General features: G+C 33.1%; 21 protein-coding genes. 16 read left to right on the top strand and 5 right to left on the bottom strand.

The features are described from left to right. Positions 1-64: 64 nt before the first annotated feature. Genes ric through ATE84_RS06240 form a run of 3 tightly spaced genes read right to left on the bottom strand, consistent with a single transcriptional unit; the run spans position 65 to position 3570 of the window. Entirely contained in the window at positions 65-820 is a 756-nt protein-coding gene (gene ric / locus ATE84_RS06230) for an iron-sulfur cluster repair di-iron protein (RefSeq protein ID WP_101446779.1), read from the bottom strand. 7 nt (positions 821-827) lie between these two features. Continuing rightward, positions 828-3077 carry a nitric-oxide reductase large subunit gene (locus ATE84_RS06235; protein ID WP_101446781.1) on the bottom strand — a complete coding sequence of 750 codons (2250 nt, stop codon included), beginning with the start codon at positions 3075-3077 and terminating at the stop codon, positions 828-830. Between the two features lie 58 nt (positions 3078-3135). Further along, entirely contained in the window at positions 3136-3570 is a 435-nt protein-coding gene (locus tag ATE84_RS06240; RefSeq protein ID WP_101446782.1) for an Rrf2 family transcriptional regulator, read from the bottom strand. A 216-nt stretch (positions 3571-3786) separates the two neighbouring features. Here ATE84_RS06240 and nirK point away from each other — a divergent pair, with 216 nt between their 5' ends. The 13 genes from nirK to ATE84_RS06305 all read left to right on the top strand — a co-directional run bounded on the left by nirK (position 3787) and on the right by ATE84_RS06305 (position 15931). Beyond that, on the top strand, positions 3787-5262 hold the full coding sequence (nirK, locus tag ATE84_RS06245) for a copper-containing nitrite reductase (protein WP_199176858.1): 1476 nt from the start codon (positions 3787-3789) through the stop codon (positions 5260-5262). Positions 5263-5274: 12 nt separating this feature from the next. Further along, positions 5275-6066 (top strand): formylglycine-generating enzyme family protein, encoded by a 792-nt coding sequence (locus ATE84_RS06250; protein WP_233195753.1) that lies wholly within the window; start codon positions 5275-5277, stop codon positions 6064-6066. A 44-nt stretch (positions 6067-6110) separates the two neighbouring features. Then, positions 6111-6725: an SCO family protein gene (locus ATE84_RS06255; protein ID WP_369828508.1), complete on the top strand. Its 615-nt coding sequence runs from the start codon at positions 6111-6113 to the stop codon at positions 6723-6725. 233 nt (positions 6726-6958) lie between these two features. Next, on the top strand, positions 6959-7465 hold the full coding sequence (locus ATE84_RS06260; protein ID WP_101446786.1) for a c-type cytochrome: 507 nt from the start codon (positions 6959-6961) through the stop codon (positions 7463-7465). 51 nt (positions 7466-7516) lie between these two features. Then, complete coding sequence (locus tag ATE84_RS06265) at positions 7517-8020, top strand: hypothetical protein (protein WP_101446788.1); 504 nt, start codon at positions 7517-7519, stop codon at positions 8018-8020. 70 nt (positions 8021-8090) lie between these two features. Beyond that, complete coding sequence (locus tag ATE84_RS06270; protein ID WP_101446790.1) at positions 8091-8666, top strand: fasciclin domain-containing protein; 576 nt, start codon at positions 8091-8093, stop codon at positions 8664-8666. A gap of 73 nt (positions 8667-8739) precedes the next feature. Further along, entirely contained in the window at positions 8740-10707 is a 1968-nt protein-coding gene (nosZ, locus tag ATE84_RS06275; RefSeq protein WP_101450860.1) for a Sec-dependent nitrous-oxide reductase, read from the top strand. 101 nt (positions 10708-10808) lie between these two features. Continuing rightward, the gene (locus ATE84_RS06280; protein WP_233195754.1) at positions 10809-11408 is read left to right on the top strand and encodes a hypothetical protein; all 600 of its coding nucleotides are present in this window, start codon (positions 10809-10811) and stop codon (positions 11406-11408) included. Positions 11409-11410: 2 nt separating this feature from the next. Next, entirely contained in the window at positions 11411-11857 is a 447-nt protein-coding gene (locus ATE84_RS06285) for a nitrous oxide reductase accessory protein NosL (RefSeq protein WP_101446794.1), read from the top strand. Positions 11858-11961: 104 nt separating this feature from the next. After that, positions 11962-13200 (top strand): nitrous oxide reductase family maturation protein NosD, encoded by a 1239-nt coding sequence (locus ATE84_RS06290; RefSeq protein WP_101446796.1) that lies wholly within the window; start codon positions 11962-11964, stop codon positions 13198-13200. Continuing rightward, positions 13197-13904: an ABC transporter ATP-binding protein gene (locus ATE84_RS06295; protein ID WP_101446798.1), complete on the top strand. Its 708-nt coding sequence runs from the start codon at positions 13197-13199 to the stop codon at positions 13902-13904. Before ATE84_RS06290 ends, ATE84_RS06295 begins: the two co-directional genes overlap by 4 nt. After that, complete coding sequence (locus ATE84_RS06300) at positions 13897-14679, top strand: ABC transporter permease (RefSeq protein ID WP_101446800.1); 783 nt, start codon at positions 13897-13899, stop codon at positions 14677-14679. The genes ATE84_RS06295 and ATE84_RS06300 overlap by 8 nt, the downstream gene beginning before the upstream one ends. Positions 14680-14710: 31 nt before the next feature. Next, positions 14711-15931, top strand: coding sequence for a hypothetical protein (locus ATE84_RS06305; RefSeq protein WP_101446802.1), 1221 nt, complete (start codon positions 14711-14713; stop codon positions 15929-15931). A gap of 56 nt (positions 15932-15987) precedes the next feature. Here ATE84_RS06305 and ATE84_RS06310 read toward each other — a convergent pair whose 3' ends face one another. After that, on the bottom strand, positions 15988-17379 hold the full coding sequence (locus ATE84_RS06310) for a hypothetical protein (RefSeq protein ID WP_101446804.1): 1392 nt from the start codon (positions 17377-17379) through the stop codon (positions 15988-15990). 25 nt (positions 17380-17404) lie between these two features. Continuing rightward, positions 17405-19036, bottom strand: coding sequence for a hypothetical protein (locus tag ATE84_RS06315; protein WP_143273583.1), 1632 nt, complete (start codon positions 19034-19036; stop codon positions 17405-17407). 277 nt (positions 19037-19313) lie between these two features. Here ATE84_RS06315 and ATE84_RS06320 point away from each other — a divergent pair, with 277 nt between their 5' ends. From ATE84_RS06320 to ATE84_RS06330, 3 genes are all read left to right on the top strand, one after another. Next, positions 19314-19898: a HupE/UreJ family protein gene (locus ATE84_RS06320; RefSeq protein ID WP_101446808.1), complete on the top strand. Its 585-nt coding sequence runs from the start codon at positions 19314-19316 to the stop codon at positions 19896-19898. Positions 19899-19984: 86 nt separating this feature from the next. Beyond that, complete coding sequence (locus ATE84_RS06325; protein WP_101446810.1) at positions 19985-20416, top strand: dCMP deaminase family protein; 432 nt, start codon at positions 19985-19987, stop codon at positions 20414-20416. Next, on the top strand, positions 20416-21999 hold the full coding sequence (locus ATE84_RS06330; protein WP_101446812.1) for a S41 family peptidase: 1584 nt from the start codon (positions 20416-20418) through the stop codon (positions 21997-21999). The genes ATE84_RS06325 and ATE84_RS06330 overlap by 1 nt, the downstream gene beginning before the upstream one ends. The last annotated feature ends 2 nt before the right edge of the window (positions 22000-22001 follow it).

A 22001-nucleotide genomic window follows, 5' to 3' on the forward strand; every position in this document is an offset into this window, starting at 1 on the left:
CATATGAAAGAGGGTGTCTAAAAATATACTTTTTAGACACCCTCTTTTTATGAATGAAAAGATATTAATCTTTAACAAGCGAAGATGTTTTCGATTTTTCTATGATGTTCTTCTCTAATTCCACTGCTTTAGGAAATAAAATGTTGTTTTCTAAGTGAATATGTAAGTGTAAATTCTTTTCAAATTCTTCTAATAACGAAAAAGTAACACGATAGGTGTTGCAGGCATCCTCTGGTGGAGTATAATTATCTGTTAATGAAGCAATTTTCCGAAATCGTTCTCCTTCATTGTCATGTTCTTGCATCATCATCCCAATAGGATTTTCGACGGTTCCGAAATGGGGAGGTTGAACGGTATTATTTTGCGCTAAGCTTGTTACCATTTTTCTAATAAAAGGGAAGAGTATAATTTCTTCTTTTTTCATGTGTTGCGTAAGTTCTCCTCCGGCTTGATGAAAGAGTTCATAGATTTCTAGTAACTCTTGGTGCCGCCCTCCATGTACCTTACATAATTTTCCTAAGTATTGAGTCACTATTGGTATCTTTTCTTCAACATAACGATGATGTGTTTTTTCGATATAGTCTGCTAATAAATCAAGTGGCCAGGATTGATAATCAATTGCAGTATCATCTTTTTTGGTTAATACATCATTCAGACTCTCTAAAATATGTTCAATTTCGATCCCATTCTTATTACAAACTTCTTCTAATGTTCTATCTCCTCTACAGCAAAAATCAATTCCATGTTTTGAAAAAACAACAGCGGTTCGGTAATCCTTTGCTACGAATTGTCCTACCTTGGTTTTTATTAATGTTTCCATAATGTATTTATTTTAAAATTGTTTTTATTTTGTTCTTTAATGTTAGGTCAAACACGAACCAGCAAGTAGTTACTATGCCAATTGCAAAAATGATATCACCAATAGATCGTAACCATTTTAAAATAGTCATTGTAGGATGTTGCATTAGTTCGGCGGAACGGGCGTACCACATTCCGTGCTCCATACTTTCTAGTGCTTGCCATATACCAATGGGTAATAAGCTTAGTAATGCCATAGCCAATAAACCTATGTTCAAGGACCAAAAAGTAATTTTCAGCAACTTTTGATTCCAGAGTATATCCCTGTATAAGCTTCTTAAAACAAATAGCATTAAGCCTATTCCCAACATGCCGTAAACTCCGAACATGGCTGTATGTGCATGAAGTGGTGTTGTATTAAGCCCTTGAACATAATACAAAGCAATTGGCGGATTGATGATAAAGCCAAAAATCCCTGCCCCAAGAAAATTCCAGAAAGCGACTGCTATCATAAAATAAATGGGCCACTTATAATCGTTAAGCCAACGTGTTGCTTTTGATAATTTATAATTGTGATATGCTTCATAACCTATAAGAGTAAGAGGTACGATTTCTAACGCACTAAATGTTGCACCCAGAGCCATTATAGCGGTAGGAGTCCCAGAAAAATAAAGGTGATGAAAAGTACCCAAAATACCACCAGATAAAAATATAATAGTAGCAAATAGTACATTGTGTATTGCGGTTTTTGTTTTTAGAAGTCCTAATCGCACAAATAAAAAAGCAATAACTACTGTGGCAAAAACTTCAAAAAAACCTTCTACCCATAGATGCACAACCCACCATCTCCAATATTCTGCTATTGCAAGATTGGTTTGTCTACCCCACATAAGACCTGCTCCATAAAACATGGCTATGGCAATACAGGATATTAAAAACATGATGATGAGGTTTTTTTCTTCAGTTTTTTTCTTCAATATGGGTAATAATGGTCGAGCCATTAATGCCAACCATAAAAATAAACCTATAAGCAGGAAAATTTGCCAGAATCTACCCAGATCAACATATTCATATCCTTGATGACCAAACCAAAAGTTTTCTACTAGATTCAGTTTTTGCATTACTCCTAACCATTGCCCAAACATCGAACCTGCTACAATAATCAGAAGGGCTATAAATAAGAAATTAACCCCAAATACCTGAAATTTTGGATCCTTACCAGATATTGAAGGAGCAATATATAATCCAGTAGCCAACCATGCGGTGGCTATCCAGAAAATAGCTAATTGAGTATGCCAGGTACGGGTAACTGAATAGGGAAGAATTTGATCTAAAGGAATCCCATAAAATCCATCTCCCTCTACACCATAATGAGCGGTAACAATACCAAGTAACATTTGAATGATCATTAATAGACTTACAACCCAAAAATATTTTTTAACCAATTTCATAGAAGGTGTCATACCTTGTTTTAATAAAGGATCCTCTGATGGAGGAGGAGTATCTTCATCTTCACCTGATTTAACGTGATAAAAGATCAATATACCAATGCATAGTATCAATAAGATAATACTTACCCCAGACCAAGTATATAAACTCGTTGTTGGAACGTTACCTACTAATTCATCTGAAGGCCAGTTGTGAGTGTATGATATAACATCTTCTGGTCTTTGTGTAACCGTCGCCCAGGTAGCCCAAAAGAAAAAAGCATTCATTTTACGCATTCGCTCTTCATTTTTAATAGTGTTTTTGGGGATTGCATAATCCATACGTAATTGATCAAACTTCGGGTCGTCTGTAAACAAATCTTTATAATAATCACTCAGATGGTGTATGGCTTCAATTCTCTCTTGTGAAATTGTAATTGTACCATTCACTTTATCATACGTATTAGTTCGTAGATTCTTTTGTAATCGTATTTTTAAAGCCGCCTGCTGCTCTTCATTGATTTCATCATAATTTTTATTAAAATCTGCTTGAGCATATTTGTTAAGAATAAATAATGCTTCTCGATGTAGCCAATCTGCAGTCCAATCGGGAGCAACATAAGCCCCATGCCCCCATATAGAACCTATCTCCTGGCCACCTATACTTTGCCATATATTCTGACCATCTTTGATATCTGTACCAGTGAAAATAATACTATTATCTGATGAAATAATTTTATCGGGTATTGGAGGAGCTTCTTGATAAATTTCATAACCGTAATACCCTAAAACGCTAAAGGATAGCAGTATGATTACTGCAAACCCTAACCATAATTTTCTTTCTTTATTCATTTTTTTGTCATTGAAAAATTAATTCGGACAATTTTATCCTATTTAGTGATAATTTTTTTTAAGTTTTTAAATATGAAGCTCCAGATTTTATTCCAAGAGCTAATTCTTCAAGGTTGGTAGACTCCAACATTATTTTTAATTCGTTTCTTACGGAAACAAATTTATGATGAACAGGGCAAGGGTGGTCTTCAGAACACTTATTAAGACCTAATCCACAGCCAATATAAATATCATCACCATCTATGGCGTCAACAATCTCTGCAAGTTGTATAGATGCTATTTGATCTTTTTCGATTTCAAACCCACCAGCTGCACCTTTTATTGAATTAACAATCTTATTTTTGGCAAGTTTTTGAAGGATTTTTGCTGTGAATGCTTCTGGCGAATTAATTCGAGCTGCAATATCTTTTAGACTTACACGCTCTCCTTGATATGATTTTAAGGCGATAAAGATAGCAGCTTTAATTCCGTATTCGCAGGCTTTTGAAAACATTCAAATTAAAAATTAGTTACAGTACAAAAATAGTAATTATTTAATTAGGATAAAAATATCCGAATTAAATAATGAGATCTTTTTCTGTCGCAAATAAATAAAAGACTAATTAGTCTGAAATATGATAATTATCATATTTCATGTGCTACGGTAATTATTATTTTTACAAAATAAAAGATAAAAAAGTCTTTTATTAATAAAAAAAATAGTTTAAACATGAAATCAAAAAAACCATTTGTATTGTTATCCGGTACTGGATTGTTTGCAGTAGTTCTATTGATGATCCTGTCTGCGTGCTCTGAGAGTAAAGAAGCAGAGGCAAAGAACTACTTGGGGCCAGAAGGTATTCCTGTAAGTCAAGAAATGATTGCCGAATTAACTGCACCGCCTAATGTACCAGGACCAACAGCAAGAAGAAAGGCAAAGAAGCTTATTGTAAATATGGAGGTTCTAGAAGAAGAAGGAGAGATGACAGATGGTGTGAAATATGTATATTGGACCTTTGGAGGTTCGGTACCAGGAAGTTTTATTAGAACAAAAATTGGAGATGAAGTAGAGTTTCACTTAAAAAACCACCCTGATAATAAATTACCCCATAATATAGATTTACATGCTGTAACAGGCCCAGGGGGTGGGGCAACATCTTCTTTTGTTGCTCCCGGACACGAAGCTCAGTTTTCTTTTAAAGTACTAAACCCAGGATTGTATGTATACCACTGTGCAACAGCTCCGGTAGGGATGCATATTGCTAATGGAATGTATGGATTAATACTTGTTGAGCCCGAAGAAGGTCTTCCACCGGTAGATAAGGAGTATTATGTAATGCAAGGAGATTTTTATACTAAAGGAGAAAATGGCGATAGAGGACTACAGCCTTTTGACATGAAAAAAGCTGTAGATGAAGATGCAGATTATGTGGTTTTTAATGGAAAAGTAGGCTCGTTAACAGGAGATAATGCTATTACAGCAAATGTCGGAGAAACGGTTAGATTATATGTAGGTAATGGTGGACCAAACCTTGTATCTTCTTTTCATGTTATCGGCGAAATTTTTGATGTCGTTAGGGTAGAAGGAGGTGATCTTATTAATACCAATGTGCAAACTACTCTGGTTCCCGCAGGAGGTGCAGCTATCGTAGAATTCAAGGTTGATGTTCCTGGAACCTTCATTTTAGTGGATCATTCGATTTTTAGAGCATTTAATAAAGGTGCCTTAGGAATGCTCAAGGTGCAAGGAGATGAGAATAAGAAAATCTATTCTGGTAAACAGGAAGAAGGAGTTTATCAACCAGAAGGAAGTGGAATTCAGGAAATGCCGGTTGATAAAGATATCGTTCAAACCAAAGAAACTGCAAAATCACTACAAGAAAAAATGGAATTTGGTAAAGCTACCTATATGAGAACTTGTTTTGCTTGTCACCAGGCAGAAGGGCAAGGAATCCCGAATGCTTTTCCTCCTCTTGCCAAATCAGATTACTTAAATGCTGATCTAAATCGTGCAATAGATATTATTTTACATGGTAAAACAGGCGAAATTACTGTAAATGGCGTAAAATATAACAGTGTGATGACAAAACAGGATTTAACTGATGAAGAAGTGGCCAATGTACTTACTTACATATATAACAGTTGGGGAAATTCTAAAAAAGAAGTTACGCCTTCTGTAGTCGCTAGTAGAAGAAATGCACATTAAAAATTGAAATAAATGATAACCTCTCCTTTAAAAATAGTTTTCTTTTTTGCTATATGTATAATATGTACATTAAATAGTGTTATAGCACAAACAGAGAATATGGTTACTGTTAAAGGAGGGGTTTATATTCCTTTATACGGGGTGGATTCTACAGCTGTTAAAGTTAATGACTTTTTAATGGACATCTATCCTGTATCAAATAATGACTTTTTAGCATTTGTTAAAAAATATCCACAATGGAAGCGCAGCCATATAAAACGATTATTTGCAGATGAAAATTACTTGGTACTTTGGAATGACGATAACACTCTAGGAAATCAACTAAAACCTAACTCTCCTATAACTGGTGTTTCTTGGTTTGCTGCAAAAAAATATTGCGAATGCCAAGGAAAAAGATTGCCAACTATTGATGAGTGGGAATATGCAGCAATGGCAGATGATAAGATGCCAGATGCTAGAAAAAAAGAAACCTACAATCAATATATTTTGGAATGGTATGAGACTCCTAAGTCTTTTAACAATAGCATAGGGTCTACTTTTAAAAATTATTGGGGGATATACGATTTACATGGATTGGTTTGGGAATGGACACTCGATTTCAATTCTGTACTAATATCGGGAGAATCGAGAAAAGATGTGGATAAAGACAGTAATTTATTTTGTGGTAGTGCAGCGGTTGGAGCTTCAGATTTAATGAATTATGCTGCATTTATGCGTTATGCTTTTAGAGGCAGTATGAAAGCAAATTATGCAGTAAAGAATTTGGGTTTTCGCTGTGTAAAGGACCTAAATATAACTCCTTAAAAATCGAATATAGAATGTATGTTTAATCATCAAATATGATCAAAATGAATATCATAAAAACATTACTATTAGGAGCAGTCATTGTGTTAAGCTCTTGTAATAAAGAAAAAAAACAGGAAGAAGTAGCTGTATCCGAATCTAAATCCAAAGAAAATAGTGCTTCTATTTCTGAACTTTCGATTTATAATTTACCTTCCGTTTGGACCACACAAAACAATAAAAAATTAGAACTGAAAGAACTAAAAGGGGATGTTCTTGTGATGGTAATGATTTATACTTCTTGTAAAGCAGCCTGCCCCAGATTGGTGGCTGATATGAGAGATATAGAAGCAAAAATTCCAGATTCAAAAAAAGATAATATTAAACTATTATTAGTTAGTATTGATCCAGAAACAGATACTCCCGAAAGACTCAAAAAATTCTCGATTGAGAACAAAATGAGTTCTGATCAATGGTTGTTTCTAAGAGGAACTAAATCAGATACTAGAGAATTTGCAGCTGTTCTTGCTGTGAATTACAAAAAAATATCACCAATGGATTTTTCGCACTCCAATATCATAAGTGTCTTTGACCAAAAAGGAGAACTAGTACATCAACAAGAAGGGTTAGGGGTAAACAACAAAGAAACGGTAAATAAAATTATTGAATTGGCACATTAATCTGAAAAAGAACATAGCCTATATCGATGTTTTTGAGTGTTGTCAATGATTGATGATACTTGATTTCTATATACTATTTTCAATAAAACAATAAGATAAAGGACTAATTTGTCCGAAAATATGATAAAAATCATATTTATGTCTCTTACTCATACCTAATTTTGCCATATGTACTCAAAATAGTGTTTCACTAGAGAAATGAACTTTTGAAAAATAATTTTAAATCGATTAAAATGATTAGACTAGACAAATTAATGATGTTATTCGCTTTTACACTACTAATAAGTTGTGGGGGAAAAGAAGAAAAAAAAGAAGAGCAAATTAAAATAGGGAAAAGTACAACAACTCAAAAAAAAGAAACCAAACCGGTTTCTACAGGTACTCCTGCATCAAAGACAGTTGATCTTACTAATAAAGGAGTTGGGCCAATCAAAAATTTGGAGTTGGATGCAACTATTGATCAAAAAAAGGCTGATCTTGGTTTAGAACTCTTCAAAACAAAATGTGCTGCATGCCATAAGACTCATAAGAAATTTATTGGGCCTGCTCCTGTTGGTATTCTTGAAAGACGAACTCCAGAATGGGTTATGAATATGATTTTGGATCCAGAAAAAATGATTAAAGAAGATCCATTAGCTCAAGAATTATTAAAAGAATTTAATGGTTCTCCTATGGCAAATCAAAGTTTAACAGAAGAAGAAGCCAGATCTATTTTAGAATACTTCAGAACTTTGAAATAAAAGTGACGTAATTTCTTATTGGAAATGTTGTAACCTGTCTAAGGAGAAAGAATGTTAAAACAAATTGTTGAACCGACCATATTAAATTTAAAACAAGCAGAAGAGATATTTGCAGAATTACCACCTGCCATTTATTCCAGTACATCTGCAGCGCCTTATTACAGTAGTATAGGAGGGCATTTACGACATATACTAGACATTTTTAAATGTATACTTAAAGGTATAGATTCGAGAATTATTGATCTAACTAATAGAAAAAGGGGAACTATTGTAGAACAAAATCCGATTGAAGGCCAGAAATATTTAAGAAAAATAATTTCTGAACTTGAATGTATTTCTGATTTTGACCCCAGCATTTCCATTATCATAAAAGATGATCTTGGAATGGGAATAGTTGAGATTCCAACAACTTTAGGAGGAGGGGTGAACCAAGCGCATAGTCATGCAATTCATCATTTTGCCTGTATTGGATACATATTACATATCCATGGAATCACGTTACCTAATAAAATTTTTGGATACAATCCTACAACACCTAAAAATCAGAATATTTGATGCTGTAGGGGTTATAGATTTTGTGCAAATCAATACCCGCACAACAGAAAAATAAATTAAACTAAATATTATGAAAACAACTAAAGCAATTTTTTTAATTCTAATGAGCTTTACCTTCTTGCTAAGTTGTAAAACCGAAACGAAGAAAGAGGAAACAAATTCAACACCCCAAAATACAGTTACTGAAACCACCGAAAAACAAGGCCAAGCATTTATTCAAGATGATGAAGCGACTCCTAATGTGCTTAATATAGCAATTGGTTCTAAAGACCATACTACATTGGTAGCTGCTGTTCAGGCCGCTGGTTTAGAAAATTCTTTGGTGAATGCAGGACCTTTAATGGTATTTGCCCCAACTAATGAAGCGTTTGATGCATTACCAGCCGGAACGGTAGAGAATCTTTTGAAACCAGAAAATAAAGATGCATTAGCAAATATTTTAAAATACCATGTAACACCAGGTAACTACTCAAAAGATTTTTTGAAAAAATTTAAAAAACTGGGTCAATCTAATGGTGTTAATGTAAAAGTCACTAAAGAAGGTGAAGATGTTTTTATTGGCGAAGCCAAAATCGTAGCAAGTATCCCTGCTGGTAACGGAATTGTACACGTTATTGATAAGGTATTATTGCCACCATCAAATTAGTAAACTAATAAAAAAGAATAGATGAAATCATTGTTATATGACTCCATTTAACGCTTATAATAAATACAAACCAATGAAACGTATATCTCAAATACTCTTTATAACAGCGGTACTTAGTTTGGTAATAACCGGCTGTGCTGACATTAGTAAAGATAAGAAAACAACCAATGGAGCATTAGGATCTAATGCTGCAGAAAAAGTCTATGTAGCTCCTGGAGAGCATGATGAGTTTTATGCATTTGTCTCAGGAGGATTTAGTGGACAATTATCTGTATATGGACTTCCATCAGGACGATTATTTAAGGTAATTCCCGTTTTTTCTCAGGACGCAGAAAAAGCCTGGGGATATAATGAAGAAACAAAACCAATGCTTAATACTTCTTATGGTTTTGTTCCATGGGATGATTCTCACCACCCTGATATATCACAAACAAATGGAGAAGTTGATGGGCGTTGGGTTTTTATTAACGGAAACAATACTCCAAGAATTGCAAGAATTGACCTAAGTACTTTCGAAACTACAGAGATAATTGAAGTTCCGAATAGTGCAGGTAATCATAGTTCATCTTTTGTAACAGAAAATACAGAATATGTAGTAGCCGGAACTCGTTTTTCTGTGCCTGTACCACAAGAAGATATTGCCATCAAAGAGTATAAAGGTAAATTTAAAGGAGCCGTATCCTTTATTAGTGTAGATCCTGATCATGGAAATATGGATTTGGCTTTTCAGATTTTACTACCAGGCTTCAATTATGATTTAGCTCACCCAGGTAGAGGAGCTTCACATGGTTGGTTCTTCTTTACTACTTACAATACAGAAGAAGCAAATTCTTTGTTAGAAGTAAATGCATCTCAAAATGATAAAGATTTCATTGCTGCAATCAATTGGAAAAAAGCAGAAGAGTATATCAAACAAGGGAAGTTTAAAACCATGCCGGCTAATTACGCACATAATGTATATGATGAGAAAACACATACAGCGACTTCGATAATGAAGAAAGAAGTGAAAGTATTGGATCCGGCAGAATGTCCAGGTTTAGTATACTTTTTACCAACACCTAAGTCTCCACATGGCTGTGATGTAGATCCATCGGGAGAGTATATTGTAGGTAACGGTAAGCTTTCTGCCGATCTTACGGTACATTCATTTAGTAAAATGATTAAGGCTATTGAAAATAAACAGTTTGATGGTGATGCTTATGGAATTCCAATTATTAAATTCGAAGATGCATTGGCTGGTGTTGTTTCTCAAGCTGGTTTAGGACCATTACATACAGAATTTGATGGTAAAGGAAATGGATATACTACTTTCTTTATTTCTTCTGAAGTCGTAAAATGGAAACTAGGAAGCTGGGAAGTAATAGATAGAAAACCTACATATTACTCTGTAGGTCACTTGATGATTCCGGGTGGAAACTCTAGAAAACCATTTGGTAAGTATGCATTGGCAATGAACAAGATAACCAAAGATCGTTACCTGCCAACCGGACCAGAAGTTACACAATCAGCACAATTATATGATATCACTGGTGAAAAAATGGAATTACTATTAGATTTTCCTACCATTGGAGAACCCCATTATGCCGCTGGTATACCTGCAGATCTAATAAAACCTCGTTCTAAAAAGATCTATAAGCTAGAAGAAAATGAGCATAAATATGGTGTTAAGAATAATGAAGATGTTAAAGTAGTACGTAACGGAAAAGAAGTACATGTGTATATGACCATGATTCGTAGTCATTTTACACCAGATAATATAGAAGGAATTAAAGTAGGGGATAAGGTCTATTTTCATGTAACAAATTTAGAACAAGATTATGATGTGCCTCACGGGGTGAGTATGATCGGAGCCAATACTTCTGAATTATTGATTATGCCAGGACAGACAGAAACCTTTATATGGGAACCAAAACAAGTAGGAGTTTGGCCATTCTATTGTACCGATTTTTGTTCAGCATTACATCAAGAGATGCAAGGATATGTTAGAGTATCGCCTGCATCATCAGATATAGAACTTTCTTGGTCTCTGGGAGAAGATTAATTTTCAGATGTATCAAGAAGGAGATAGATTAGTTATATTTCCAAAAAAGCGAGAGGACAATAACTCCTCTCGCTTTTAAATCAATTTAAAAGATAGTTGTCATGAAGAAGAAATCAAGATTATTAATGCTTGTAGGAGCTCTGCTGCCTTTATTTCTATTTGTATTCCCTCTTTGGAATATTACATTAGAAGCTCCTCAGTATCCAACTCCATTAGGAATGGATATCTATATAAACGATTTTGCAGACATGCATCCTCATGACATTAAGAATATTAATTTAATGAATCACTATGTAGGAATGAAGTACATTCCTGAATCGATTCCAGAATTTAAAATCTTTCCAGCTGTAATCATGATAATGGCTGCTCTGGGAGTTATATTGGCTTTTAAAACAAACTATAAATGGTTTTTAGGCTGGTTTATTATAATGACCATTTTGGCCTTAGCAGGAATCTATGATTTTTATCTTTGGGAACATGATTATGGACATGATTTAGATCCAAAAGCAATAATGAAATTTACTAACCCAGATGGTACTGTTATGGGCTTTCAACCTCCTTTATTTGGCACAAAAGATATTTTGAATTTTAGAGCTCATTCATATCCGCAACTTGGCGCATATTTTTTGGCAGTAGGAATGGCTCTTACTTTTATTTCTTATTTTGTAGGGAAACGTGAAAAAAACTTCAAACGTCTATAAAAATGAAAAAATATAGCTTTAATAAAATACCTCTTTTTATTTTGACGATTGTGTTTTTGAATTCATGCAGTGTTCAACCTGAAAAAATACACTACGGAGAAGACAATTGTCACTATTGTAGAATGACTATTGTAGATAAAATTCACGGAGCAGAAGTTGTTACAAAAAAAGGTAAGGTGTTTAAGTTTGATGCGATTGAATGTATGATAAATTATTCTGCAGAGGTAGACAAAGAAGAAATCTCACTTTATCTTTCTAATCATTATGATACTCCAGAAGAATTGATTGATGCAACACAAGCTACGTTCTTGATAAGTAAAAATATTTCAAGTCCTATGGGAGCATTTTTGACTTCATTTGAAGATAAGGCAAGTGCCGAAAAAATAAAATCAGAAAAAGGGGGGGATTTATTTACCTGGGAAGAACTTTTAAAACACTTAAGACGCTAAAAATACATATCTTGATGAAAATCAGGAGTTATTCAAATTCTATATTGATCTAGGTCGATCTGCATTGGTACAGATCTTATCTTTGAAAAAGCAAAAAATAATAGATGTTTCAAATCAGAAAAATACTATACCTAGCTATCTTTCTCCTACCTATATTTCTTCAGGCCAAGACTGTAGAGGTTTGTGATTCTTGCGAAACAAAAACCATAAAAGAAGGTATTGCCAGAGCAACCGCAAGTGATACAGTACTCATAAAAAAAGGAAAATACAATGAATTTGATATTGTAATTGATAAACCTTTGACATTGCTGGGAGAAGACTATCCTGTTATTGATGGAGAGTTAAAAGGAGGGATTATAAAAGTGATCTCTGATAATGTTACAGTAGATGGGTTGTTTATTATTAATGTAGGGACTAGTTATACAGAAGATTATGCAGCTGTAAGAGTGGTAAAAAGTAAAAATTTTTTGATACAAAACTTAGTATTAGAAAAGCTATTCTTTGGGATATATTTAGAAAAATCAAGAGATGGCAGAGTATTTCATAACAAGATTATTGGTGATGCAGTAGAAGAATATAATTCGGGTAATGGGATACAATTATGGTATTCTCAAAATATAGATATCGAAAATAATATCATTACACATGTAAGAGATGGTATCTATCTTGAGTTTGCTAATGATTGTAGAATAAAAAATAATATAAGCTCTGATAACTTACGATATGGGTTGCATTTTATGTTCTCTAATAATGACCTTTATGAAAATAACACGTTTGAGAATAATGGAGCAGGTGTTGCTGTGATGTTCTCTAAGAAGATAAAAATGCTAAATAATACATTTAAAGAAAACTGGGGGACAGCATCATATGGTCTTCTGTTGAAAGAAATTAATGACGCAGATATAGTAGGAAATATTTTTAAAGAGAATACCATAGGAATTAATATTGAAGGCTCTAACCGAATTAAGTACACTAAAAATAATTTTATAAAAAACGGTTGGGCTATAAAAGTACGAGGAGCTTGCTACGCAAATATATTTAGCAACAATAATTTTATGTATAATTCATTTGATGTCTCTTATAACAGTAAACTAAACGATAACAAGTTTGATCAGAATTACTGGAGTGGGTATACAGGATATGATTTGGATAAAAACGGCGTAGGAGATGTACCATACAGACCTGTAAAGCTTTTTTCATATATCGTAAACCGAACGCCAGAAACGATTATCTTAATGAGAAGTTTATTTATTGATATGATTGATTTTTCTGAAAAAGTTTCACCAGTATTTACTCCGGATGATTTACTTGATAATTTTCCGCTAATGAAAAGACAAGAATGATTAAAATTGAAAATTTACATAAGAATTTTGGAAAGAATCAGGTCTTAAAGGGAGTTGATCTAGATATAGCACAAGGAGGAATATTTGCAATACTAGGACCAAATGGATCTGGCAAGACAACATTGATCAAATCTATTCTTGGGATGGTGATTCCAAATGAAGGAGATATTTTTATTGATAACATACTAATTAAGAAAAGTTGGAAATATCGACAACAAATAGACTATTTACCACAAATAGCTAATTTTCCTGCAAATCTAACAGTACAGGAATTGATAAAAATGATTAAAGATCTACGAAATAAACCTGGAAATGATGAAGGACTTATAACATCTTTTCAACTAACTCCTTTTTTAGACAAAAAACTAAGCAACCTATCTGGGGGAACAAAACAAAAAGTAAATTTAGTATTAACACTAATGTTTGATAGCCCATTGATTATTCTAGATGAGCCTACCACGGGACTTGACCCTATTGCTTTGCTCGAGCTTAAAAAAATAATACAGCAAGAAAAAGATAAAGGAAAGACAATTTTGATTACTTCTCACATCATGAGTTTTGTAGAAGAGATAGCCGATGAAATTGTTTTTCTACTCGAAGGGAAAGTATATTTTAAAGGAGATATACATACCTTAAAAGAAAAAACAAAGGAAAATGATTTTGAACATGCTATTGCTAATCTGTTAAAAGAAAACAATGCTTAAGATTTTAAAATATAGTTTTTATGACCTTATCCGTAGTCGCTGGAGTTATGTATACCTGCTTTTCTACTTGGCATTAGGTTTCGTATTATTATTCTTAAATAGTGACTTGTCTAAAGCCGTAATTACTTTGATGAATGTGATTATCATTCTTGTTCCTCTTATCGGAACCATTTTTGGAGTAATGTATTATTATAATTCTAAAGAATTTACAGAATTACTTTTGGCACAACCCATTAAAAGGTCATCTATTTTTCTTGGGCAATACCTAGGAGTAGCTCTTTCACTTTCTATGAGCTTGGTCATAGGGTTAGGATTACCATTTATAATGTATGGTCTTTTTCAATCCAGCGCAATTTGGGAATTTTCATTACTCCTTATAACAGGTGCATTTTTGACATTAATTTTTACTGCTCTGGCATTTAATATTGCCTTGTATAATGAAAACAAGATCAAGGGATTTAGCTATGCTATTTTACTATGGTTATTTATGGCAGTAATCTACGATGGCCTTTTTTTAATGTCATTAATTATGTTTGAATCCTACCCATTAGATAAATTTTCAATAGGAGTAACTTTATTTAATCCTATCGATTTATCTAGGATTTTAATTTTATTAAAACTTGATATCTCTGCTCTTTTAGGATATACCGGTGCTGTTTTTCAGAAATTCTTTGGTACTAATTTAGGCGTGATTTTATCTTGTATCGCACTTTCTATTTGGGTATTTTTACCTACATTCAACATTTATAGAAAATCTAAGAAAAAGGATTTTTAAAGCTAAATAGTTGTATTGAATAGACGAATAGATGATTAAATCAAAACGAGATGCTACAATAGCACTAACCTTTTTTTTATTGGCAGCCGCACTTGGTGTCTTTTTAAGGTCTTTGTATGTTTTTGATATATCCTTTGATTATAGATATATTGTACATGCTCATTCTCATATAGCATTGCTAGGATGGGTATATGTTGGTTTAACGACGCTACTTTATAAACTATATTTGAATGATTGTAATGTTGGTAAACGATATAATATCATTTTTTGGTTTACCCAATTTACATTACTAGGAATGTTGTTTAGTTTCCCTTTTCAGGGGTATGCTTTATTCTCGATAACCTTTTCTACATTATTCCTTTTTACTTCGTATTGGTTTACTTGGTTTTTTGTTAAAAATATACCAGAGAAATTTAAGAATACAAAATCTTATAAATGTATAAAGATTGCTTTGTGGTATATGGTTGTTTCTAGTATTGGTCCTTGGGCTTTAGGAGCTATAATGAGTACCTTAGGAACGGATTCTATCTGGTATAGACTAGCTATTTATTTTTATTTGCATTTTCAGTATAACGGATGGATGATATTGGCTTTATTTGGATTACTATTTTTCGTTCTTGAACTTCGAGAAATAAAAATCTCCGACAAGCACTTTAATCGCTTTTCTTGGGCAATTAATCTTGGAGTTATTCTGAGTTTTTTCCTTTCTGTATTATGGACTAAACCAGCAGGAATTTATTATATTTTAGGAGGAGTAGGCGGCCTGTTTCAGATCATAGCATTTATGTTATTTGTTGAACTATTAATGAAATCAAAAACGATATTAAGCAATATATTCTCTGGTTTTCAAAAAAAACTCTTAAAAACCGTTGGTATTCTTATCATAATTAAATTTTTGCTGCAACTGATCTCTGCTTTTCCGTATGTTGCAAATCTCGCAACTACTGTTTTGGATTTTACCATAGGGTATTTGCATTGGACTTTTCTGGGAGTAGTAAGTATTGGTTTGTTTTTGTTTTTAGAGTATTTCAAACTTATTAAAATTCCCGAGAAAGGATATTACATCTATCTTTTAGGGTTTGCTCTAACAGAAGTGTTGATTTTTTATAAAGGAGCTGTCATTTGGCTTGATTTCATTTTTTTTGAACACTATTTTATTGCACTTTCAATAGCGAGTGTTGTGATCTTAATTGGTATTAGTTCTTTTTTTGTAGCAAATTTGAGATTGATTATAAAACACGATAATGCATGAGTTCGATGTAATAAAATTTACATCGAACTCAGTATTTTGTCATAAGAACCTTACTATTATTCTTGAAACCTATTGGTAATCACTTTATCAATGGTTCTTTTGATCATATCAGCATATTCTTTATCAGCTTCTTCAACTCTGTAATTAATATCTACAGCGTTTACTCCCGTGAAGAATTTAGCAAAAGATAAACCTACCATATACATCCCTTCTATAGAAAGATGAGTACTGTCGCTGTTTCCTGCATATAATCGATTATATAAAACTTTATCTGTAGAAGTATCATCCAGATATATCTGATGTACTACGGATGCTACATCTACGAATTGAATTCCAAGCTCCATACATAATTTCTTAGTTTCCTTAAGATTGGTGTCATAAGTGCTTTGACGATTTTTTAAAGACCAGGGATGATAAAGAATAGGAATACTTTTTTCTACTCTTATAAGGTCTACAAATATTTTTCCATAAGTTCTAAAATCTTCCAAGCCATCAAAAGGCTCATCTAGCATGGGCTGAAGTACAGTAACGTTGTGCTGCTCCTTGATTCGGGCTATTTCGTAGGTGTTTCCTGGACTATCTGGATCTGGGGGGTTATCGTATCCATAATGTCTTTTTAGAGTAGCTCCGCCTCGTATGGTTTCTACAAAACCATTATTCAAATTTAATTCATTATAAATTTGTTGTAAATGATATTTTACAGCTCCTTTTTTACTTTCACTGTCATTGCCCCAACGAGGACCAAAAGGATGTGTTAAACTATTACCTACAAACAAAATATCTGCTGGAGCTTCAAGGAATATAGGTTCTTTAACCGAAATTGTTATGTTTGCCTTGGTTTCTGTATTATCTTTTTCTTTGGCAGTAACGCTTAATATGTGCTTTCCTATAGTGCCGTTATTATATGTTATGGTATTTTCTGAAATACGGGTAAGATGCTCTTCTGGTGTAACCGTATAAGTAATTGGATTTCCATCTTTGTCTTTATCAGGACCTAGAGTAATTGTTAAGTCCTTGTTTTTATGAACACTTAAAAACTGATCTTTAATTATAGGTTCTTCCTCATTAGTATTCACTTCTTTGAAGACCAAGTTGTCAATAGTCTTTTCTGAGTCTTCTAGTATTATGTCTGTATTGGCATAGAACTGAACCTTATCATTTTCATAAAACGTGACCTCTAACTTATATTTTCCGTAGGGGATTTTGGATGATGTTCCATCAAAAACATGATTGTCGTGATCTATTTTTAAATCAAATGAGTTTTGATATGTTTCATTTTTGATAATAGCAGTTGCTTTTGATATCAAAAACCCAGCATCAAATATGATTTTATTATTGTGTTTGATATATAATAGTGCTTCATTATTTGTTTGTCCTGTGTCATCATCTTTATTACAGGCGAATAAAAAGGAAAAACAAATAATTATAAAAGTTAGTTTGGTTTTCATTTTTAATATAGAATTTGGGTTGTTTTTATAAATTAGGAATCTGATTTGGTTCTAATTCAATAATGTAGGCATTACTATCGTTATCACTTCCGGCAAACCATGTACTAGTAAATATTATTTTTGTAAAATCTCTATTTGTAGATGCTTTGGTTTCTGTCCAGTAATTTTTGCCAGGGAATTTTGCATGATCTCCGTAGGTGTTCGAGATATTCAGTATTCTTCCATCTTGCTTTAATTCTATTGCCATAATTTTGTTCTGTGCCCATCCATTCAGTGGATTTTCGCCTGAATAGGTGGATAATAGCGCCCATCCTGGTTTATTAAAGGCTTTTAATGAATAGTGATTTGAAGCATTAATTGGTTTGTCGCCACCAGTAGTATATTGATACAAATGGTTGAATTCAGTTTTTTTATTAGCTTGTATATCATACATAAAGATTTGACCTTCATTGTCTTGGTAATCGGCTGCTATATATACATCATGCCCATTGGGTAAAACCCCTAAATCAGAATGTTCTGAGGTGTGGTGCAATTGTACATAAGAAGAAAAATTTTTGGTATAAGCGCGTGTTCCTACTCCATTTTGTGTGCTAGAAGGAACTATGTAATCACCAGAGGGCGACATGCTTACATGATCTGGCTTATCTCCGTAATCTGCTTTGTTCAAATAGCCTACAATAGCATTCTCTTGTTGATCATAAACCATTAATCCTAAAAAATGGAAATCATTACCCACTACCTTTTCTATCATCAAACCTCGATATCTTCCATCTTTTGAGCTGGTTCCTTCGGCTTTTGTCCAAGCCACAGCAGCATCAGGCCATATTTGTTTTACAGAATTCAAACCTGTATCACCTTTTATAGAAGTAACTTTTGTAAGGTCTATTATTGTTTTAACTTCATCTGTTGCTATATTATGTTCAAAAAACTTAAGACCTACACCATTGTTACCAGTATATATAACCTTATTAGGGTCTGTATGATGCCAATCTATTTCACAATCTCCGGCAGGGCCTTGTAATTTTTTGTAATGACTTCCATCTGTGTTGTATACATGCCAAAACCCATCTGTTGCAAAGATTAAAATTTTGGTGTCATTACTATTAAATGATTGTTTTCTCGAATATTCATTGACCATGAAATCTACACCAGGACCATCTTGTGTAGGATTTGATATTCGTCTAACTGTTGTTTTGTAATGAGGGTTGGTGTACGATTCTCCGGGTAATAAAACAGAAGGTAAGTTTGGATCAGATTTTGGATTATAAAAATCATAACCTTCGATCAAGTCAAAACTATTGGTTTCAGTTTCTTTTACTGTAATATTTATTTTGGCAGTTATAGGTGTGTTTATATCATCTGTAGCAGTAACATTAAGTGTTTCAGGACCTACTTTGTCAGATTTGTATTCTATGATGTTTTTTTCTGATTTAAAAGTGATTTTGGAATCCGGAGTTACTGTATATATTAGGAGGTTACCTGATGAATTTTTAATATCCCCTAGGGTAATTTTTTTAGATTCATTTAGAATGATTGTTATGTTCTGATCTTTAAGTCTGTATGAATCAGTATTTTCGTTAGTAGAAATATTATTATCGTCTTTAGAACTACAGGATAAAAATAAAAAAGCTAATATAGCGTGTAATAGGATTTTCATGATTATGGAGGCATGTAAATGAATATCCAAAATTATTATTTTGATAATATAATTGACACCCGGTTTTCAGTGAAAAATACCCCTATTTTCAGTGAAATTAATACATTTTTTTTAAGGTATAATCAGTTACTTCTTCTATGCCGATTCGGCGGCAAGAAATTACCAAGCGATTACTGTTTTTTGTCAGAATTTCTTAAATTTTTGATAAGATTTTTTATGTATTTCTTCGTTCATGTATTTAGTTGTACATTAGTCGCACACCTCAAAACCTAAAATTATGTCAGAGTTTTGGCTTTATCTAAAGCTAGGTTTTGGTCACGTGCTGGATTGGCATGCTTATGACCATATTTTGTTTCTAATTGTGTTAACTGTAGGGTATACTTTTGATAGCTGGAAACGAATTTTAGTGTTAGTTACTTTATTTACAATTGGGCATACCTTTTCTTTATTCTTGGCAGCATATAATGTGGTGTCAGTGAATTCAAGATTGGTAGAATTTCTTATCCCCTTGTCCATTTTGATGACAGGTTTGTTTAACGTATTTACAGCAAAAAACACGTCAAAAAATAGTAAAATTGGAATCTTATATGGGGTAACGATCTTTTTTGGGTTAATTCATGGATTAGGTTTTTCTAGTTATTTCAAAGCAATTAGCAGTAATGTAAGTTCTAAGATTTTACCTTTGATTGAATTTGCATTGGGAGTTGAAGCAGCACAGATTATTATTGTTTTATTAGTCCTTATAGTTAGTTTTGTATTTCAGACCTTTTTTAGGTTTTCAAAACGAGATTGGATACTTGTTGTTTCTTCAATCGTGATAGGAATGGTGATCCCCATGCTTATTGCTAATAAAATTTGGTGAATAAGTAGTGATTAGGGTTGTATTTGCCATATCGTAATAATATATTCGTACTTTGATTGTTATCAATACACTAGTCATTCTATTTTATGTCCAAAAAAAAACAACTGAAGTACGATAAAGCCTATCTTAGGATTGCAAGAGAATGGGGGAAATTATCTCATTGTGATAGAAAAAAAGTTGGTGCGGTTATTGTAAAGGATAGAATGATTATTTCAGATGGATTTAATGGAACCCCAACAGGTTTTGAAAATCCATGTGAAGACGAAGAAGGATATACAAAGTGGTATGTATTACATGCAGAAGCAAATGCAATTTCTAAAGTGGCTTCATCTACTCAATCATGTAGAGGGGCAACATTATATATTACATTATCACCATGTAAGGAGTGTAGTAAATTGATCCACCAAGCAGGAATAAAACGTATCGTGTATCAAACAGGTTATAAAGATGACTCTGGCTTGCAGTTTCTTGCTAAAGCTGGAGTAGAGATAGAACAGATTACGGATTTAGAAGAATAATGGGATATTCAAAAAAATACTTGCCTTTGTTTTTGGGTTTGGCTGTAGGAGCCGGAGTGTTTTTGGGTAGCAAACTTGATTTTAGCAACCCTTCAGCAAAGTTATTTTCATATAACCCAAAAAAAGAAAAACTAAATAGGCTTATTGATTATATAGATTATGAGTATGTAGATGAAATCAATACAGATAGTATTGTTGAGGTTACAGTAAATAGGATATTAGAAAATCTAGATCCTCATTCAATATATATACCATCAGAAGAACTCGAAGGGATTACAGAAAATATGCAAGGGGATTTTATTGGTATTGGAGTGAGTTATTATCCTTATAGAGATACAATATCTGTAATTAATACCATAAAAGGAGGGCCAAGTGAAAAATCGGGAATTAAGGCAGGAGATAGAATATTAATGGCAGATAGGGATACCTTGTTTGGAGAACGACTTATAAGAGATGGTTTAGCTAATAGATTAAAAGGTGAGCTTAATAGTCAGGTACAGCTTAGGGTATATAGAAAAGGTAAAGGCACATTTGATGTTGTAGTAAAAAGAGGACGCGTACCTATACAAAGTGTTGATGCATCTTATATGCTAGATGATAAATTAGGGTATGTAAAAGTAAACCGTTTTGCAGAGACAACTTATAAAGAGTTTAAAACGGCAATGGATGAGTTAATTGATGAAGGGGCTGAAAATATGGTGATTGATCTTCGTAATAATGGAGGAGGATTTATTGCTCCGGCTCTAAAAATGGCAGACGAATTCTTGAAAGATGATGTGCTGATTATGTTTACCAAAAATAAAAAAGGAGCCATAGAAAATAATTTTGCTACTAATAGAGGAAGTTTTGAGAAAGGAAAAATCTATGTATTGATCAATGAAAATTCTGCCTCTGCCAGTGAGATTTTCGCCGGAGCAATACAAGATAATGATAGAGGAACTATTGTAGGTAGACGCTCTTATGGTAAAGGCCTTGTACAAAGAGAAATGGCACTAGGAGATGGTAGCGCAATACGATTAACAATTTCAAGATATTATACACCTACCGGGCGATCAATACAAAAACCGTATGCTAACGGAAATAAAGAGTATTTTAATGAGTATATGGAGCGATATAAAAATGGAGAATTGCAGAATGCAGATAGTATTCAGGTAGCAGATTCTTTAAAGTTTAAGACTCCGGGAGGCAAAATTGTTTATGGAGGTGGAGGTATTATACCAGATATATTTGTAGGTAAAGACACTACACGTGTTGGTGAAACATTAGATTATATGTTACGCTCTGGCCGTATGGGGGGATATGTATTCGAAGAACTGGATAAAAACAGATCGTATTATAATGATTTATCAGAAAATGAGTTTAATGAAAAAATCAATTTAGATAATACTTTTGCTGAAGATTTTTTAAAATATTCAAGACAAAGAGGAGTAGAAATTGAATTAAGAAATTATGAAGATCAATTAAAAAAATATTTGAAAGCGACAATGGCGCGACAATTATTTGGAACTGGGGCTTTTGAAAGAATTATAAATGAAGATGATGCAATGATTACTAAAGTATTATCACTTTCTAAAGAAGAATAATT

This window comes from Aquimarina sp. MAR_2010_214, assembly GCF_002846555.1.
In the GTDB taxonomy this organism is placed as follows: Bacteria; Bacteroidota; Bacteroidia; order Flavobacteriales; family Flavobacteriaceae; genus Aquimarina.

Coding starts and splice junctions, on each gene's coding strand:
- ric (WP_101446779.1), bottom strand. CDS start 820: ATGGAAACATTAATAAAAACCAAGGTAGGACAATTCGTAGCAAAGGAT.
- ATE84_RS06235 (WP_101446781.1), bottom strand. CDS start 3,077: ATGAATAAAGAAAGAAAATTATGGTTAGGGTTTGCAGTAATCATACTG.
- ATE84_RS06240 (WP_101446782.1), bottom strand. CDS start 3,570: ATGTTTTCAAAAGCCTGCGAATACGGAATTAAAGCTGCTATCTTTATC.
- nirK (WP_199176858.1), top strand. CDS start 3,787: ATGAAATCAAAAAAACCATTTGTATTGTTATCCGGTACTGGATTGTTT.
- ATE84_RS06250 (WP_233195753.1), top strand. CDS start 5,275: ATGATAACCTCTCCTTTAAAAATAGTTTTCTTTTTTGCTATATGTATA.
- ATE84_RS06255 (WP_369828508.1), top strand. CDS start 6,111: ATGAATATCATAAAAACATTACTATTAGGAGCAGTCATTGTGTTAAGC.
- ATE84_RS06260 (WP_101446786.1), top strand. CDS start 6,959: ATGATTAGACTAGACAAATTAATGATGTTATTCGCTTTTACACTACTA.
- ATE84_RS06265 (WP_101446788.1), top strand. CDS start 7,517: ATGTTAAAACAAATTGTTGAACCGACCATATTAAATTTAAAACAAGCA.
- ATE84_RS06270 (WP_101446790.1), top strand. CDS start 8,091: ATGAAAACAACTAAAGCAATTTTTTTAATTCTAATGAGCTTTACCTTC.
- nosZ (WP_101450860.1), top strand. CDS start 8,740: ATGAAACGTATATCTCAAATACTCTTTATAACAGCGGTACTTAGTTTG.
- ATE84_RS06280 (WP_233195754.1), top strand. CDS start 10,809: ATGAAGAAGAAATCAAGATTATTAATGCTTGTAGGAGCTCTGCTGCCT.
- ATE84_RS06285 (WP_101446794.1), top strand. CDS start 11,411: ATGAAAAAATATAGCTTTAATAAAATACCTCTTTTTATTTTGACGATT.
- ATE84_RS06290 (WP_101446796.1), top strand. CDS start 11,962: ATGTTTCAAATCAGAAAAATACTATACCTAGCTATCTTTCTCCTACCT.
- ATE84_RS06295 (WP_101446798.1), top strand. CDS start 13,197: ATGATTAAAATTGAAAATTTACATAAGAATTTTGGAAAGAATCAGGTC.
- ATE84_RS06300 (WP_101446800.1), top strand. CDS start 13,897: ATGCTTAAGATTTTAAAATATAGTTTTTATGACCTTATCCGTAGTCGC.
- ATE84_RS06305 (WP_101446802.1), top strand. CDS start 14,711: ATGATTAAATCAAAACGAGATGCTACAATAGCACTAACCTTTTTTTTA.
- ATE84_RS06310 (WP_101446804.1), bottom strand. CDS start 17,379: ATGAAAACCAAACTAACTTTTATAATTATTTGTTTTTCCTTTTTATTC.
- ATE84_RS06315 (WP_143273583.1), bottom strand. CDS start 19,036: ATGAAAATCCTATTACACGCTATATTAGCTTTTTTATTTTTATCCTGT.
- ATE84_RS06320 (WP_101446808.1), top strand. CDS start 19,314: ATGTCAGAGTTTTGGCTTTATCTAAAGCTAGGTTTTGGTCACGTGCTG.
- ATE84_RS06325 (WP_101446810.1), top strand. CDS start 19,985: ATGTCCAAAAAAAAACAACTGAAGTACGATAAAGCCTATCTTAGGATT.
- ATE84_RS06330 (WP_101446812.1), top strand. CDS start 20,416: ATGGGATATTCAAAAAAATACTTGCCTTTGTTTTTGGGTTTGGCTGTA.